This is a genomic window from Emticicia sp. 17c (assembly GCF_037153985.1).
Taxonomy (GTDB): Bacteria; Bacteroidota; Bacteroidia; order Cytophagales; family Spirosomataceae; genus Emticicia.
In genome coordinates this window covers 454,669-470,819 of sequence record NZ_JBBAYI010000001.1, presented here as the reverse complement: position 1 = coordinate 470,819, position 16,151 = coordinate 454,669, and the positions used below count along the sequence as shown (strand labels likewise).

Sequence of the window (16,151 nt, the reverse complement as noted above, 5' to 3'; positions counted from 1 at the left end):
CTTTTTTTTGTTTGATAAATGTTAAAGAAGGAAGAAACAATCAATTAGTAGAAAAAATGGTCCTTATAATTCAATAAAAACTTAATGTTTTTATACCATTTGTCAATAAAAATTTTTAGGTTTCCGCCAGTAAAATACCTTTACGCATATTTTAACTAAACCTTTAATAAAATGAATGCAATTATTTTTATTGTTGTAATTATTGTTGTCTTATACCTCTCAGTAGTAATAGTGCAACAAGGCAACGTGGCTGTCATCACTGTTTTTGGTAAGTATCAAAGAATCATGACTCCTGGGCTTAACTTCAAAATTCCGTTCATAGAGTATGTTTTCCGAACTATTTCGATTCAGAACCGCTCGGCAGAATTACAATTTCAGGCCATCACCAACGACCAAGCCAATGTTTATTTTAAGGCCATGCTTTTATATACTGTTACTGACCAGCAGGAAGAGTCAATCAAAAATGTGGCTTTTAAGTTTATTGACCAAGCTAACTTTATGCAAGCGTTGGTTCGCTCAATTGAAGGCTCAATCAGAAGTTTTGTGGCAACAAAAAAACAAGCTGAAATCCTGAGCCTGCGTACTGAAATTGTTTCGGATGTTAAAGAAAACCTTGACCATATTTTGTTGGGCTGGGGGTATCATCTGATAGACCTTCAAATCAATGATATTACATTTGACGATGAAATTGTTCGCTCAATGGCAAAAGTTGTGGCTTCAAATAACTCAAAAGCTGCTGCCGAAAACGAAGGGCAAGCCTTGTTAATTACCAAAACAAAAGCTGCGGAAGCAGAAGGTAATTATATCAGGATTCAGGCAGAAGCAGAACGTGAGGCATCTCGCTTAAGAGGGCAAGGGCTGGCGCAGTTCAGAGAAGAAGTAGCCAAAGGGATGGCCGTAGCTGCTAAAGAAATGGAAAAAGCTAATCTTGATTCTTCGTTAATTTTATTCTCACTCTGGACAGAATCTTTGAAACACTTTGCCGAACAAGGAAAAGGAAATGTTATTTTTCTAGATGGCTCAGTGGAAGGTATGGAACGAACCATTAAACAAATGCAGGCTCTACACCAGAAAGAGGCTAACGACAAAGCTAATATCAAATAAAATATATTTAAAAAGGCTGGATTCACACCACTTCATTCGCGTATCCGGCCTTTTTAATTAGAAAATATCATAAACCAGTTTCATTCCAATTCCAATAAAAACAATCCCGGACACATATTTTATTCGCTGAATAGTAAGGTTATTAAGTCGGTTTTTGATTTTATCTGAAAAAATGGCAAAGGCTGATTCCAATACAAAAATTACGACTATGCAAGTTGTAAAAAAAGCAATTTCATCATAAATATCATACTTATATCCTTTTAAGGTAGCCGAAACGAGCATCCATGAAATAAAATTAACAGGATTAATAACATTCAGAAGAAAGCCTTTTCCGAAAAAATAAAAGAAACGTGCTAACTTAAACTCCTTAATAGTTGAAGGTGGCTTAATGTTACGGAATTGAGCGATTCCTAGCCCCATTAAAAGCAGGGAGCCAAAAATGCGCGAGATAGTGGCAAAATGTGGGATTTCCGGTAAAAAGGCTGTACCTAAAAAAGCAATAGAAACCATTATAATATCGCCGAAAACAACCCCAAGCGATATTTTTACGCCTGCCATGTATCCGTATTCAATACTACTTTGGATTAATGCAAAAAAGACACTACCAAATCCGAAACTTAGCACCACACCTGTAAATAATCCTAGGGATATCGCTTCAAGCATATTAGTGTTAATATAGTTTTAGATTGTCACATTAGTTCTGGAAACCTCAGAATTACAGTTTTCAAAATTCCTGCAACACTCATTGAGTCAGTAATTTTGTCTTCTACAACCATTTGGTAGGCTTCACGTAAAGGTATTTTTTTTACTAGTAATTGTTCTGTTTCTTCGGGTTGGCTTTCGGCTTGCGTTAATTCTTCTGCCAGAAATATATAAGCCACCTCATTGCAAACAGAGTTTGATGTATGTAGTTTCGAAATCATGGTCCAACGCTCAGCAAGAAGGCCCGTTTCTTCCCTTAACTCTCTTTTGGCTGTTTCATAAATATCTTCTCCTTCGGGGCTACCACCTTCTGGAATCTCCCATGAGTATTCGTTAATAGGAAACCTATATTGCCCTACTAGCCAAGTATTACCCTCTTTATCAACTGGAACAATGCCAATCGCAATATTTTTGAAATGCACCGAGCCATAGATGCCTTTGCCACCATTCGGATTCAGAACATTCTGGTGTAATACTTTTATCCAGTTATTCTCATATTTTACCTCAGTATCGAGGACCGTCCACGGGTTTTCATTTTCATTCATAGCTGCGAAATTATAATTTTTTAATCAAGGTTGAAAAATAACATTAGAAAATTGCTCTGAAAATGCTGAACTTTGGCACTTATTTCAGCAAATATTTTGATTGATATATAAAGTAGGATTAAAAATTCTCTCTGAATCTGTTTACGAAATTGAAATATATTGCATTACAGCAAAGTTAAATAAGAGAGTTAGTTATCAAGAAAATTATATAAGTACAAGAAGTGTCATGAGTAAATCCAGCAAACATATTAATCAACGTGCTATATTATTGTCATTTGTTGTAAGTTTTCTGCTTACGATTGTTAAATTTCTGGCTTATTATCAAACTACATCCTATGCTATTCTGACAGATGCCGTAGAGTCAATTGTAAACGTTATAGCCAGTGGATTTGCCTTATATAGCATTTCACTAACCAAACAACCCAAAGACCATAACCACCCTTATGGCCATGGTAAAATAGAGTTTTTCTCGGCTGGTTTTGAAGGCGCACTTATTATGATAGCTGGTCTGGCAACACTGATTCCAGCCATTATTTCCTTTATTAAACCTCATGAGGTGAGTTCGTTAGGTAACGGTATTGCATTGCTTGCAATTACTATTCTTGTTAACGGAGGTTTAGGTTGGTATTTGCAGCAACTTGGTAAAAAAAATAATTCTATTACACTTGTAGCCGATGGCAAACACCTGATGTCAGACAGTATTAGTAGTGCTTTTCTGATTGCCGGCTTGTTTATAGTTAAACTTACAGATATACAAATTATTGATAGCTTTTTATCACTCATTTTGTCTGTATTTCTGATGAAAAACGGATACGAATTAGTAAGGAAGTCGATAGGAGGGTTGATGGATGAGACCGACTACCAGATTATTGAAGAAATTACCATTACTCTTAACAAGGAACGTAAGAAAAAATGGATTGATGTACATAACCTCAGAGCGCAACGATACGGCGCTGATTTACATATTGATTGCCATTTAACATTACCTTATTATATAAGTTTGCAGGAGTCACACGATGAAGTAATTGCCTTTGAAAATACCCTTAAGGCCAGCACAAGAAATGAAGTAGAGATTTTTATTCATACGGACCCCTGTTTGCCACAATGCTGCCATTATTGTATGGTTGATGATTGCCCTGTCAGACAACACGTTTTTGACGGAAAAATTGAATGGACACCCGCCAAGCTAGGTCTTAACGCCAAACACTTTCATACAGAGGCTTAACCTTTTTTTAAATATAATTTTTTTGTTAAGATTTTTCAATTTCAAACGTTTGCATAAGTTTTTGTGCAACTTTCTTCATTTCTCTATTTTTATATTTAATCTTAATATAATACTATTGTATTGTTTTTAATACTCCGGTCAAACTTAAAGCAATTTCCTACTTCTTTTCAGCAAATGAACAGTGTAGAGGTTGATACTTTTTTTAGAAAATATTGTTCTGATATTGTAAATAAAAAAAGTAAAATTTTATATTTGAATCGTAATATTATTACACTGTTTTATTAACCTAATTTTATATTTTTTCATGAAACAATCCTACTCTATTCCAATTAGGGCGAGAGCTCTAATCCTGCTATTCTTTACTCTCAGTGCGGCTGCCTTTGCCCAAAGAAAAGTTACAGGAAAGGTAATTGATGGCGAAGCCCAGATTGGTCTTCCAGGAGTTACAGTTATGCTTAAAGGAGGTACCAAAGGTACTTCTACCGACGCTAATGGAGCGTTTTCTATTGATGTTCCTCAAAATGGTGGTACACTTGTTTTTTCTTCGATTGGTTACGAGTCAGCCGAAGAAGTTATTGGTAATCGCTCAGAGGTGAATGTTTCTTTGAATCCTGATACAAAATCCTTGAACGAGGTAGTTGTAACGGGTTATGCCTCACAACGTAAAAAAGATATTACTGGTGCTGTAACAGTAGTAAATGCCAAAGAACTTACCGCAACGCCAACTGCCAGCGTAACACAAATGTTACAAGGTAGAGCTTCAGGGGTTACAGTAGGTAACGATAACTCGCCGGGTGGTGGTACAATGGTGCGTATCCGTGGTTTTGGTTCAGTTAACAACAATAGCCCGCTATTTGTGATTGACGGTGTGCCAACACAAGGTACACTTAACCAGATTAACCCTAATGACATCGAGTCGATGCAGGTTTTGAAAGATGCGTCAGCAGCTTCAATCTATGGTGCTCGTGCAGCTAACGGGGTTGTGATTATTACTACTAAAAAAGGAAAACCTGGTGAACCTAGCATTTCATTCGATTTTTATACAGGTACACAAAGACCCGGTAAAATGCTTGATTTGTTAAATACAAAAGAACTAGGCGAATACCTTTACCGTGCCGATTTAGGTGCTGGTAAAAACCCTTCAGCTACGTCTCCATCTGTACAGTATAGATTCGGTCCTAATGGCGAGCAAACCATTGCCGATTACATCTATCCTAACGTATATGGTACATTGCCTTCAAACTACACTTATACAAATGATATTGCTGATCCAAATCTTGGTAAAACAGCATTTAACATTACTAAGGCTAACAAAGAAGGTACTAACTGGCAAGATGTTATTTTCGACCCAGCTCCAATTGCAAATTATCAGATTGGCGCAACTGGCGGTTCAAACAATGCTAAATACTCAATTTCTGCCAACTACTTCAAACAAGATGGTATCTTGCGTTATACGCAATATGACAGATATTCGGTAAGAGCCAACACAGAATTCAAAAAAGGTAGATTCACGATTGGCGAAAACATGGCAGTTTCTTATGACGAACGTCAGGGTATTACTAACAACGACGAGTCGAACCCTATCATGTTTGCTATTCGTGTACACCCTATCATTCCGGTATTTGATATAACTGGCGGCCCGGTTGCACTTGGTGGTACTAATAGTTCTCCATACAATGGTTTTGCTGGTAGTAAAGGGGTTAACTTAGGTAATGCTCCGAACCCACTAGCCAGATTATATCGTGAGAAAGACAATATCACTAAAGGTACGCACATCTTCGGAAACGTATTTGCAGAGCTAGATATCATCAAAGGCTTGAAAGCAAGAACCAGCTTTGGTGTTGAATATAACCAATATAACAGATCGGAGTATTTCCACCGTGACATTGAAGCAGCTGAAGCAAGAAACGCAAACAGCTTGAACGTTATCAACAACTACGACCGCTCACTAACATGGTATAACACCTTAAATTATAACAAAGAGTTTGGTGCACATAACCTGAATGTATTGGTTGGTACAGAGGCCGTTACTACTTATGCTGTTGGTTTCCAAGCTAACAGAAGCGGTTTCGCATTCGATGATTTAGAATACAGATACCTTGATGCTGGTTCGGCTTCTGGTTTGAATAACTCAGGTGCTGGTGCAACTATCAGTGCGTTGTTCTCGCAGTTTGGTAAAGTTAACTACTCATACAAAGATATGTATCTGGCTGACTTTACACTTCGTCGTGATGGTTCTTCGCGTTTCTCACAAGCAAACAGATTTGGTATTTTCCCAGCGTTCTCGGTAGGGGTACGTTTATCTGAATACGCTTTCATGAAAGACCTGAGATTTATTAACGACATGAAATTGCGTTTCGGTTGGGGTAAAACTGGTAACCAGTTAATTCCTAATGTATACAACGCTTATACCCTTTATGCATCTGACCCATTAAACAATGCTTATGACATTAATGGTACAGGTTCATCAATTGTAGGTGGCTTTGACCTTGTACAGTTTGGTAACCCTAATGGTAAATGGGAAACTACTACTTCAACAAATATTGGTTTAGATGCGGTAGTATTAAATAGCAAACTAGAAGTTATCATCGACTTATATAACCGTGTTACTTCTAATATGTTAACACAGATAGCTATTCCAAGAACAGCAGGTACGGGTACAATTCCTTTCACTAACATTGGTGAAGTACAAAATAAAGGTATTGATGTTGGTCTGAATTACAGAGATAAAATCGGTAATTTCCGTTATCAGGTAGGTCTTAATATTTCACATTACAAAAACAAAGTTGTTAAACTTAACAACGACCCTAACTCTACTATATTTGGGTTTACTACGCGTCTTCCAGCTATTTCAGCTACAAAGGCAGGTTTACCAATTGCTAGTTATTATGGTTATATTGTTGATGGTGTAATTAAAGATGAAGCCGAAGCCGCTGCTGCTCCTAAATTTGGTACTTATACAAGAGAAGGAACTTTCAAATTCAGAGATGTTAATGGTGATGGTATCATTACAGCTGCTGACAGAACCATCATTGGAAACCCACATCCTGATTTTACTTATGGTATCAACCTGAACTTGGGTTACAAAAACTGGGATTTAACAGTATTCGGGCAAGGTGTACAAGGCAACCAGATATTCAACTATGTTAGATACTGGACCGACTTCAACACATTCCAAGGTAACAGATCAAAAGATATGTTATATAATTCATGGCAAAAATCTGGCGACGTTGCTAAACTTCCACGTTTGAATTCAAGTGATGCTACCAGCCAACAAGTTTCTTCTTATTTCCTTGAAGATGGTTCATACTTACGTCTGAAAAATATCCAGTTAACTTACTCAATTCCAAATGCTTGGGTTAAGAAAATTGGTTTAGGTTCTGCACAAGTATACGTTCAAGGACAAAACTTGCTTACTATTACTAAATACACTGGTCTGGACCCAGATATTAACCTAAGAAGATCAGGTAACGATAACCAAGATATCCACATGGGTATCGATGAAGGTGCTTACCCTGTTGCAAAATCATACTTAGTTGGTTTGCGTTTCGGATTCTAATATTTTAAAAACACAAAAGAAGAATGAAAAAATTAATTATCATAGCATTACTAGTCACTACAAACTTTGCTTGTTCTGATGAGTTTTTCGATATAAAACCTCAGGGACGTGCTTCTCAAGCGCAGTTGACTAACAAAAATGGGGTAGCCGCACTTTTAATTGGTGTGTACTCTGAACTTGACGGAGTTGGCTCAGGTAATACTGGCCGTACTTCAACTGTATCAAACTACGTGTTTGGTGGAATTGCTTCTGATGATGCCGTAAAAGGTACTGATGCCGGTGACCAGCCAGAGCAATCATTTATTGAGCAATATAACTGGTTATCAGATAACACTTATTTCTTAGGAAAATGGTGGCATTCGTATGATGGTGTGGCTCGTGCCAATGAAGTAATTCAGATCGTACAAAGCCCAGATATCAAAGATATGACAGATGCTGAAAAAACACAGGTTTTGGCTGAAGCTCGTTTCTTGAGAGCTTACTATCACTTTGAAGCGAAAAAAATGTGGAACAAAATTCCTTACATCGATGATAAAGTGTATGTAGCTGCTGACCCGAACTCAACTAAAATACCTAATACAGAAGACGTATGGCCTAAAATTGAAGCTGACTTCGATTTTGCAGCTAAAAACCTTCCGGCTATTCAGGCACAAAAAGGTAGAGCTACGCAATGGGCCGCTAAAGCATTTTTAGCTAAAGCCTATTTATTTCAGAAAAAATGGGCTCCTGCAAAAGCATTGTTGGATGACATCGTGAAAAACTCAGGTAAAACGCTTGTAGCTAACTACCATGATAATTACAGAACAGTTACTAACAATAATTCAGAATCTATTTTTGAAGTTCAGTTCTCAGTAAATGATGGTACTAACGGTAACAACGGTAATGCAGGTGATAACCTTAACTGGCCTTATTCAGCAAGTGCGCCGGGTAGAGGATGTTGTGGTTTCTACCAACCATCACACAATCTTGTAAACGCTTTCAAAACTGATGCGAATGGCTTACCAATGATTGGAGACGCTGCGGATGGCTCATTAGATTCTTATAATAAGGTAGACTTACCGAACGATCAGGGTATTAGCGCAGGTACAGCTTTCACGTTAGATAAATCAATTCCGGTTGACCCTAGATTAGACTGGACAGTAGGACGTAGAGGTGTTAACTTCCTTGACTGGGGTCCGATGCCAGGCTCTACATGGATTAGAGACCAAGTATATGCTGGGCCATTTACAGGAAAAAAATGGATGTATTACCTTGCAGAAGAAAATAGTTCTACGCACTCAACTAGCAGACGTAACGTAAACAATAACTTCAGAATTATTAAATTATCGACAGTAATTTTGTGGTTGGCTGAGTGCGAAGTCGAACTTGGAAACTTATCGGTAGCTCAGGATTTAGTAAACAGAATCCGTAACCGTGCTAAAACTGGTTCTGTACAAGACCCAACAGTTACTTATAAAGTTGAACCTTACCCTGCCGGAATGTTTGCTAGCAGAGGTGCCGACTTTGCAAGAAATGCTGTACGTATGGAAAGCCGTTTGGAGTTTGCAATGGAAGGTCATCGTTTCTTCGACCTTGTTCGTTGGGGTATTGCTGAAAAAGTATTGAACAAATATGCTCAAGAAGAGGCAGTACCTGGAACAGAGCCATCAGGCAGAAAATTCGGTAAACGTATTTATATGGCTGGTAAAACTTTTACCTCTAAAAATAATTACTATCCACTTCCGCAAGATGAAATCCTGAATAGCCAGAAGGATGGTAAACCAGTTCTGGTTCAAAATCCCGGATATTAATTCATAGTTTTTGTTAATGCCAGAATAGCCAAAGTCAATGACTTTGGCTATTTCATTTTAGTATTATTGTTATTAACTTTGTTTGTATAAACCTTAAATTCAACCTTAAAATTTTTCTTAATGTTTTTCCTAGCCGTAACGGAATGGGCTTCTTTCTTTGGGCGTTTTCATCCACTATTAGTCCACTTACCAATTGGTTTTTTAATAATTGTCGGAATTTTCGAAGTTCTAAAACTATCAGGTAAATTAACTGTCAGTCCAGACATCATTCGTGTTATATTACTTGTTTCTGCATTCAGTGCAACATTTGCTTGTCTGGCTGGTTATTTTCTTTCTCTCGAAGGCGGATATAATGAAGAAATACTCGAAGAACACAAACTGCAAGGTATTTGGTTGGCTGTATTTTGCTGGATAGCGTGGTTGGCCAAAAACCAATGGTTAACCAATAAAATAGGAATTAATAAGATTTTGTACGCACCAGCTTTAATTATTTCTCTTTTGTTAATGATGATTGCAGGGCATCATGGAGGGAATCTTACACACGGTGAAACCTATCTTACAGATAACTTACCTCAGCCTTTCAGGGCATGGGCCGGAATGCCTGAAAAAGAGCAACGAGAGTCAAAAGAACTTGCAGATAAACCAAAGATTCAGAATATTAATGAGGCGTTGATTTATCAGGACGTAATTAAACCCATCTTTAAGCAAAAGTGCGAGCAGTGCCATAATGCCACTAAAATGAAAGGTGATTTGCGGATGGATGAGGTAGCTTTTCTAAAAAAAGGAGGGAAGCACGGAGAAATTTTTATAGCAGGCGATGTTGAAAAAAGTGAATTTATCAAACGGATTTTACTACCTGAGTCAGAAGACGACCACATGCCACCGAAAGGTAAAACACAGATTTCGGAACAAGAACTGACGCTCCTTAAATGGTGGATTGAACAAGGGGCTTCTTTTGATAAAAAAGTATCACAAATGCAGGTAAGTGACGCCGTAAAACCAGTACTTGCCGGCTTAGGAAATTTGGTTTCTGGAAATGTGCCGAGTTCGGGTATTCAGCAAGATAAATTTGAGATTGAAGAGAAGTTCTTAAGCCAAAGTATTGAAGGTATCGACGAAAAAACATTGAATGAAATAAAATCAACTGGTGGTTTGGTTTTGCCTTTTGCTCAGAATAATAACTTTTTAGAGATAAGCTATATCAATAATACTAAGCTGACCGATGACCAGACGGCCGTAATTGCAAAAGCACCTGAGCAAACATTATGGCTAAGACTCAGTAACACCCTGATAACAGATAAAGCTTTAACTGAAGTAGCTAAACTCAAAAATCTTACAAGGTTGCATCTGGAAGGTACAAAAATAAGTGACAATGGATTGGCCCAGCTTGTCACTTTACAAAATCTGGAATATCTGAACCTGATTGGAACAAATATTACAGATAAGGCTATCAGAACATTAAGTAATTTGAAGAATCTGAAAAAAATTTATTTGTGGAAAACGGCTATCTCTCCTAAAGGTGTAGAAGAACTAAAGAAAAACCTGCCTAAAGCAAATATTGATTCGGGTATGACAGAGCAGCAGATAGCTGACTTCTTAAAAGCAAAACCTAACGAAGGCAGCGACGACTTATATAAAAAGAAATAAAGTTGGGGTTTAAACCCCAACTTTATCATAATTTTGTTTCACAAATTCTTCCCACTCTTCCACGAGTTTGCCTTTTAAAACCCTCGGGAATTTATGTTGGCCTCCTTCTTTCCCTTTTGACTTCATCCATTCATAAAATGCTTTGGTAGGTAAAGCTCTAAGGAAAACATTTTTCAAAGCATGGCCTCTTTCAACGGCGTAGTCGTCGTTGAGTTCAAATAATTTTTTATCAATCAATTCGCATAAGACTTTTTCATCTACTTTATCGTCAGTAGCTACATACCATTGATGGGCAAATAAAGGAGGGTGTTTGATACCTATCACGGTAAATTCGCGGATATCAATGCCAAGTTCTTTTGAAACCAGTTCTATGGCATTATTCATATTATCGACCGATAAGTGTTCCCCGCAAAGGCTAAGGAAATGTTTGGTGCGGCCAGTAATTTTTATCTCTGCCCGATTTTTATTGGTAAATCTTACAGTATCGCCTATCAGATAACGCCAAGCGCCTGCACAAGTCGAAATAAGCAGAGCATAATCAATATCTTCTTTTACCTGATGTATCATTAATGTTTCGGGGTTCTCAACCAGATTCCCATCAACATCAAAATTGTTCTCATTGAATGGAATAAATTCAAAGAAAATACCCTGATTCAATACAAGTCTTAAATTGCCGTCGGGTCTATCCTGATAGGCCAGAAATCCCTCCGAAGCCATATAAGTTTCGATATAGATAACTGGTTTACCAAAAAGACGCTCCAGCCCTTGCTTATAGGGTTCAAGCGAAACACCTCCCCAAGCAAAAGCCGTAAGGTTTGGCCAAAGTTCATGAATATTTTTGAGTTGGTACCGCTCAATGATTTTCTCAAGTAATATAGTGTGCCATGCCGGAACACCTGCCAAAAAGCCAATATCCCAATATTTAGCATTTTCGGTAATCTCTTCCAGTTTGTTTGCCCAGTTACGTTCGGCAGCAATTTTTTGGCCAGGTTTATAAAAATTCTGAAACCAGAATGGTAAAGTTCCGGTGGTTATGCCGCTTAAGTCACCTTCATAATGAGAGTTAACTTCGTTCAGGTCAGTACTACCACCCAACATCAGGTACCCTTTCTCATAAATATTTGAAGGTAACTCGCTATAATGGCCCAACGAAATAATCTGATTAATACTGGTTCGTTGGATAGCCTTTATCATTTCCTTAGTAACCGGAATCGCTTTAGAGGCCGATTCTGAGGTACCCGAACTTAGGGCAAAATATTTGATTCTTCCGGGCCAGCAAACATTTTTTTCACCGTTACGTGCTTTGTACCACCATTCATTATAAATTTTATTATAATCATAAATCGGAACAGATTTTTGAAATATTTTATAAAATTCAGTACCTTTTTCAAAAATGGCTGTACTCAGAATCTCATCAAAATTATATTTTTCTCCGAATTGGGTATAACGCGCTTTTGCAATAAGCTTGGTTAAAGCCTTTTTTTGCCATTTCAGCGGTTTTACTTTTCTTATTTTTTGTATAGTGCTAGTAAACTTTATACTTCCTTTTAATAAACTTCCTAAAACTGCCATGTTAATATATATAAATATGTAGGTGAAGTGTAAACAATTGTTAGTGTGCAATAGAAAGATTATACGCTAAAATTGTCAAATAAAACAGACAAATCCTACGATTGAATATTTATAGTTTCCATTTTTTTAAAACTTTTATCTCAGGATATGCCGTTCTGTCGTAATGAACGGGAACAATAGCTACATAATTGTTTTCCATAGCCCAAATATCGGTATCCTGACTTTCTGGTTCACGATTCACAAAATCACCGCCCATCCAGAAGTAAGGTCTGCCGTATAAGTCAGTTCGGGCGTCGAACTCTTCGCGCCAGTAGCCATTGGTTTGGCGGCAAATTTTTATGCCTTTAATGGGTTCTTCTGATTTTGCAGGGAAATTAACATTAAGGGCAGTGTGTGGTGGTATGCCATTCTGCAACGATTTTTCGACGATTTTTTTCAGATAGCGTTTTACGTGTCTGAAATCGGCATCATATCTGAAATCGTTCAGTGAAAAACCGATAGCCGGAATTCCTTCAATGGAGGCTTCTACCGCTGCCGACATAGTGCCTGAATAAAGCACTGAAACAGAGGCATTCATGCCATGGTTAATGCCACTTACAACTAAGTCAATTTTTCTGCCTTTTAAAAAATGATGTTTGGCTAGCTTCACGCAGTCGGCAGGAGTACCAGAACACTCGTAGGCTTCAATATCTTTAAAAAGTTTCGATTTTTTTATGTGAATTGTACTATCAACAGTAATGGCGTGGCCCATTCCCGAATTAGGGCTATCGGGCGCAACAACGAAAACATCGCCAAGTGTTTTTACAACATCAATTAGAACAGAAATACCTTTTGAGGTAATGCCATCGTCGTTAGTAACTAAAATAAGTGGTTTCATATCAATCATTAAGTGAATATCTACTTTATGCAAAAGTGTGCAGATGCGCTAAGAGACAGATGAATTTTTATGCAAATTAACAAAATGTTACGGATGCAGACTTTATATTTGCAAAGAAAATTCTATTGTACATGAACCTGAACTATCGACTTGCTACTATTGAGGATATAGACACTATTCGTGAAATTGCCCAAAAGACATGGTTTACAACTTATGAACCCATATTAGGTAAAGAGCAACCACAGTTTATGTTTGACCTGATTTATAGTCATGAAGCATTGGCAGAGCAAATGAATGCCGGGCAAACGTTTATTATTCAATATATAGTAGAAGAAGAGCAGGCCGTTGCTTTTGCTTCTTATTCTGTTAAGGATGCAACAGACGGAATTTATAAGTTAAATAAAATATACCTGAACCCTTCTTTTCAAGGAGGGGGGCTTGGGAAAAAGTTGCTAACAGAAGTTGAGCAGCAAGTTAAAAAGCTAGGTGGAAATTGGCTCGATTTAAACGTTAACAGGTATAATAAAGCCAGATTTTTTTATGAAAAAGTAGGCTTTGTAATAATTGCCGAAGAAGATATTCCTATTGGTGATTATTTTATGAATGATTATGTAATGAGAAAAAAACTTTAGAATTGGTTATTAAAGCCGTTTATTATCTTCGCACGCTTGAATGAGTTTTCCGAATCTGGATAATTGGGTTGCTTGTTGTTTGGCACTCATTACCCAGTTTGTAATGGTGCGTTTGTAAAAAGGTGCTTGTTTCTGGAAAAAATCCCATGCTACTTGATGAGCTTTAAAAGCCTCTTCTAATTCTTCTGAAAATTTAACTTCAGCTTTTTCGTAGGTATAGATTTTTGATTTATGGTCTTGTTTTCGGGCATAGGCGCGCAGGCCCATTTCCTGCATTAAGCCTTGTTGAGTTAGTTCTTCTACTTTTTTAATATTTACCGCGCTCCAGATACTATTGGGTTTTCTGGGTGTAAACCTTATTGAATAACTTTCGTGGTCGATTGACTTCCTGATGCCATCAATCCAGCCAAAGCATAAGGCTTCGTCAACCGACTGTGACCACGTTAAGGAAGGTTTACCAGTATTCAATTTATAAAAACCCACCAGAATTTCTGTTGCTGTGAGGTGGTTTTCTGCAAGCCATTTACGAAATTCAGACTGATGTGCAAAAAAAACAGGATTCATTATCACTAATGTGTATTTGTATGAATATTTCAATAAATAACCCCAAACGCTGATAAATGTTTGCAAATATCAGTGTTTGGGGTAAATGATTACTAGCTTTTATTGCAAGCCTAAATCTTCAACTATGTGTAAATGTTTGGTGTTTTTTCTTGTTCTGAACGCTATTTCAGGTTTGTAGCCTTCAATAGTTTTTGCATAATAACCAGTGCCATCATACGGGCGTTTTCTTGGGTTTTCTTTACAGGTAACCGAGCAAGCACCTTCTAATTCCCAACCACATTTTTCACAGATAGGTACGTGCTCGTTGCAATCGGGGTTGGCACAGTTAACCATTCTGTCGCAGGTAGTGCCGCATACATGGCATTTTGAAATTACTTCAGGGTTAGTGGTATTTACATCAGTGGTAAGGCGGTTATCAAAGACGTAACATTTGCCGTCAAAATCTTCGCCTCCTTCTTCCAATCCATATTTTATAATACCTCCATGTAATTGATACACATCTGTAAAACCTTGCGAAAGCAAATAAGCACTTGCTTTTTCACACTTAATTCCGCCCGTGCAGTATGTAATAACCTTTTTATCTTTTAAATGCTCAATTTCCTGAATATGTGATGGTAAGTCACGGAGGTTTTCCATATCAAAAGTAATAGCCCCTTTGAATTTACCTATCGAATGCTCATAGTTTGAGCGCATATCAACCAACACTACGTTTGGGTCATTCTTGATTATTTCTTTAAATTCTTTAGGCTCAAGATGTTTACCCGTACGTTCAAGCGGATTCACCGGAAGTTCTGAATGAACAATCTCTTTCTTTATTCTAACATAAAGTTTCGTGAAGGCATGGGTGTGATGATTCTCTACTTTAAAATCAATATTGGCAAAGCGCGGGTCAGACTTTACCCATGCCATATACTTTTCACAATCTTCAACAAGTCCTGAAACGGTTCCGTTAAGGCCCTCAGGCGATACAATAATGCGCCCAAGAATATGGTTGTCGATGCAGTATTGATGATGTAAGTCGCGGTATTCGACTACATTTTCAATAGGGGAGTATATATAATAGAGTAATACAGAGTAAGGGCCTTTGCCCATTGCTTCTTGTGCGCCTGAGGTAGTTTGTTTTGCTGCTATTTGTTCTGTCTTCATAATTAAATTCAATATTTCAAGGTGCAAACTTGATTTGAAACACTGCAAAATTACAAAAGTTATTTTTGATGTTCTATGATTTTAGTCATTTTAGCATTTAATTTGAAAAATTATCTACAAAAAAACTTATTTGAGTAAATGCACATTGCGATTACAGGAAATATTGGAGCGGGGAAAACAACATTAGCAACAAAATTAGCAGAACACTATGGTTGGGAAGTACTTTATGAAGCAGTAGATGGAAATCCATACTTGCCACCATTCTATGAAGATATGGAGAAGTGGGCGTTCCACTTACAGATTTTTTTTCTGAATAGCCGTTTTGAACAGGTTTTAAAAATAAAAAAACTATCTGAAGATAAAACTATTATTCAAGATAGGTCTATCTATGAAGATGCTTATATTTTTGCGCGTAATTTGTATGAAACCGGCAAGTTGAATGAGGTTGATTACCAAACTTACCGAAGTATGTTTAATACGATTACGCAGGCTATTTCGCACCCTGATTTAATGATTTATTTAAGGGCTGATTTGCCTAAGCTTCAAAGACAGATTAATAAACGTAACCGGGATTTTGAGCGGAATATTGACCCCGAATATCTCCTGAACCTAAATGCTCTTTACGAAGATTTTGTTAATTTATATACACACGGGAAACTTCTTATCATTGATGTAAATAATCTGGACTATGCCGAAAATGAAAGAGATTTTTTGAACATAGTCGACACAATTGATAAAAATATCAGTATAGGAACACAGCTTGAAATTGACCCTTTATAAGAAGGGTA

The 16,151-nt window shown here is 37.3% G+C and carries 13 protein-coding genes; 7 read left to right on the top strand and 6 right to left on the bottom strand.

The annotated features are described in order from the left end of the window. Positions 1-171 precede the first annotated feature (171 nt). Entirely contained in the window at positions 172-1,104 is a 933-nt protein-coding gene (locus WAA15_RS02020) for an SPFH domain-containing protein (RefSeq protein WP_337040707.1), read from the top strand. Between the two features lie 57 nt (positions 1,105-1,161). On the opposite strand, the gene WAA15_RS02015 is transcribed toward WAA15_RS02020, so the two are convergent. Next, a complete protein-coding gene (locus WAA15_RS02015) occupies positions 1,162-1,767 on the bottom strand; it encodes a LysE family translocator (protein ID WP_337040705.1) in 606 nt (201 codons plus the stop codon). A 26-nt stretch (positions 1,768-1,793) separates the two neighbouring features. Further along, positions 1,794-2,351 (bottom strand): NUDIX hydrolase, encoded by a 558-nt coding sequence (locus tag WAA15_RS02010; protein WP_337040704.1) that lies wholly within the window; start codon positions 2,349-2,351, stop codon positions 1,794-1,796. A gap of 226 nt (positions 2,352-2,577) precedes the next feature. Between WAA15_RS02010 and WAA15_RS02005 the strand changes: the two genes are divergently transcribed. The 4 genes from WAA15_RS02005 (at position 2,578) to WAA15_RS01990 (ending at position 10,572) form a co-directional block, all read left to right on the top strand. Further along, complete coding sequence (locus tag WAA15_RS02005) at positions 2,578-3,576, top strand: cation diffusion facilitator family transporter (RefSeq protein WP_337040702.1); 999 nt, start codon at positions 2,578-2,580, stop codon at positions 3,574-3,576. Positions 3,577-3,880: 304 nt separating this feature from the next. Next, entirely contained in the window at positions 3,881-7,135 is a 3,255-nt protein-coding gene (locus tag WAA15_RS02000; RefSeq protein WP_337040701.1) for a SusC/RagA family TonB-linked outer membrane protein, read from the top strand. Between the two features lie 23 nt (positions 7,136-7,158). Next, the gene (locus WAA15_RS01995; RefSeq protein WP_337040700.1) at positions 7,159-8,925 is read left to right on the top strand and encodes a RagB/SusD family nutrient uptake outer membrane protein; all 1,767 of its coding nucleotides are present in this window, start codon (positions 7,159-7,161) and stop codon (positions 8,923-8,925) included. Positions 8,926-9,045: 120 nt separating this feature from the next. Next, positions 9,046-10,572 carry a c-type cytochrome domain-containing protein gene (locus WAA15_RS01990; RefSeq protein WP_337040699.1) on the top strand — a complete coding sequence of 509 codons (1,527 nt, stop codon included), beginning with the start codon at positions 9,046-9,048 and terminating at the stop codon, positions 10,570-10,572. A 9-nt stretch (positions 10,573-10,581) separates the two neighbouring features. On the opposite strand, the gene WAA15_RS01985 is transcribed toward WAA15_RS01990, so the two are convergent. Further along, the gene (locus WAA15_RS01985) at positions 10,582-12,144 is read right to left on the bottom strand and encodes a GH3 family domain-containing protein (protein ID WP_337040698.1); all 1,563 of its coding nucleotides are present in this window, start codon (positions 12,142-12,144) and stop codon (positions 10,582-10,584) included. Between the two features lie 109 nt (positions 12,145-12,253). Beyond that, positions 12,254-13,030, bottom strand: coding sequence for a 5'/3'-nucleotidase SurE (surE, locus tag WAA15_RS01980; protein WP_337041313.1), 777 nt, complete (start codon positions 13,028-13,030; stop codon positions 12,254-12,256). 122 nt (positions 13,031-13,152) lie between these two features. Between surE and WAA15_RS01975 the strand changes: the two genes are divergently transcribed. Beyond that, on the top strand, positions 13,153-13,653 hold the full coding sequence (locus WAA15_RS01975; protein ID WP_337040697.1) for a GNAT family N-acetyltransferase: 501 nt from the start codon (positions 13,153-13,155) through the stop codon (positions 13,651-13,653). Positions 13,654-13,662: 9 nt separating this feature from the next. Here WAA15_RS01975 and WAA15_RS01970 read toward each other — a convergent pair whose 3' ends face one another. Continuing rightward, positions 13,663-14,217 carry a YdeI/OmpD-associated family protein gene (locus tag WAA15_RS01970; RefSeq protein ID WP_337040696.1) on the bottom strand — a complete coding sequence of 185 codons (555 nt, stop codon included), beginning with the start codon at positions 14,215-14,217 and terminating at the stop codon, positions 13,663-13,665. Between the two features lie 99 nt (positions 14,218-14,316). Further along, on the bottom strand, positions 14,317-15,309 hold the full coding sequence (gene trhO / locus WAA15_RS01965; RefSeq protein WP_337041311.1) for an oxygen-dependent tRNA uridine(34) hydroxylase TrhO: 993 nt from the start codon (positions 15,307-15,309) through the stop codon (positions 14,317-14,319). Between the two features lie 192 nt (positions 15,310-15,501). On the opposite strand from trhO, the gene WAA15_RS01960 reads away from it, so the two are divergent. Beyond that, entirely contained in the window at positions 15,502-16,143 is a 642-nt protein-coding gene (locus tag WAA15_RS01960; protein ID WP_337040694.1) for a deoxynucleoside kinase, read from the top strand. The last annotated feature ends 8 nt before the right edge of the window (positions 16,144-16,151 follow it).

Bases quoted from the DNA above. Each gene is read 5' to 3' on its own strand.
- WAA15_RS02020 (WP_337040707.1), top strand. From the start codon at position 172: ATGAATGCAATTATTTTTATTGTTGTAATTATTGTTGTCTTATACCTC.
- WAA15_RS02005 (WP_337040702.1), top strand. From the start codon at position 2,578: ATGAGTAAATCCAGCAAACATATTAATCAACGTGCTATATTATTGTCA.
- WAA15_RS01995 (WP_337040700.1), top strand. From the start codon at position 7,159: ATGAAAAAATTAATTATCATAGCATTACTAGTCACTACAAACTTTGCT.
- WAA15_RS02000 (WP_337040701.1), top strand. From the start codon at position 3,881: ATGAAACAATCCTACTCTATTCCAATTAGGGCGAGAGCTCTAATCCTG.
- surE (WP_337041313.1), bottom strand. From the start codon at position 13,030: ATGATTGATATGAAACCACTTATTTTAGTTACTAACGACGATGGCATT.
- WAA15_RS02015 (WP_337040705.1), bottom strand. From the start codon at position 1,767: ATGCTTGAAGCGATATCCCTAGGATTATTTACAGGTGTGGTGCTAAGT.
- WAA15_RS01960 (WP_337040694.1), top strand. From the start codon at position 15,502: ATGCACATTGCGATTACAGGAAATATTGGAGCGGGGAAAACAACATTA.
- WAA15_RS02010 (WP_337040704.1), bottom strand. From the start codon at position 2,351: ATGAATGAAAATGAAAACCCGTGGACGGTCCTCGATACTGAGGTAAAA.
- WAA15_RS01975 (WP_337040697.1), top strand. From the start codon at position 13,153: ATGAACCTGAACTATCGACTTGCTACTATTGAGGATATAGACACTATT.
- trhO (WP_337041311.1), bottom strand. From the start codon at position 15,309: ATGGGCAAAGGCCCTTACTCTGTATTACTCTATTATATATACTCCCCT.
- WAA15_RS01990 (WP_337040699.1), top strand. From the start codon at position 9,046: ATGTTTTTCCTAGCCGTAACGGAATGGGCTTCTTTCTTTGGGCGTTTT.
- WAA15_RS01985 (WP_337040698.1), bottom strand. From the start codon at position 12,144: ATGGCAGTTTTAGGAAGTTTATTAAAAGGAAGTATAAAGTTTACTAGC.
- WAA15_RS01970 (WP_337040696.1), bottom strand. From the start codon at position 14,217: ATGAATCCTGTTTTTTTTGCACATCAGTCTGAATTTCGTAAATGGCTT.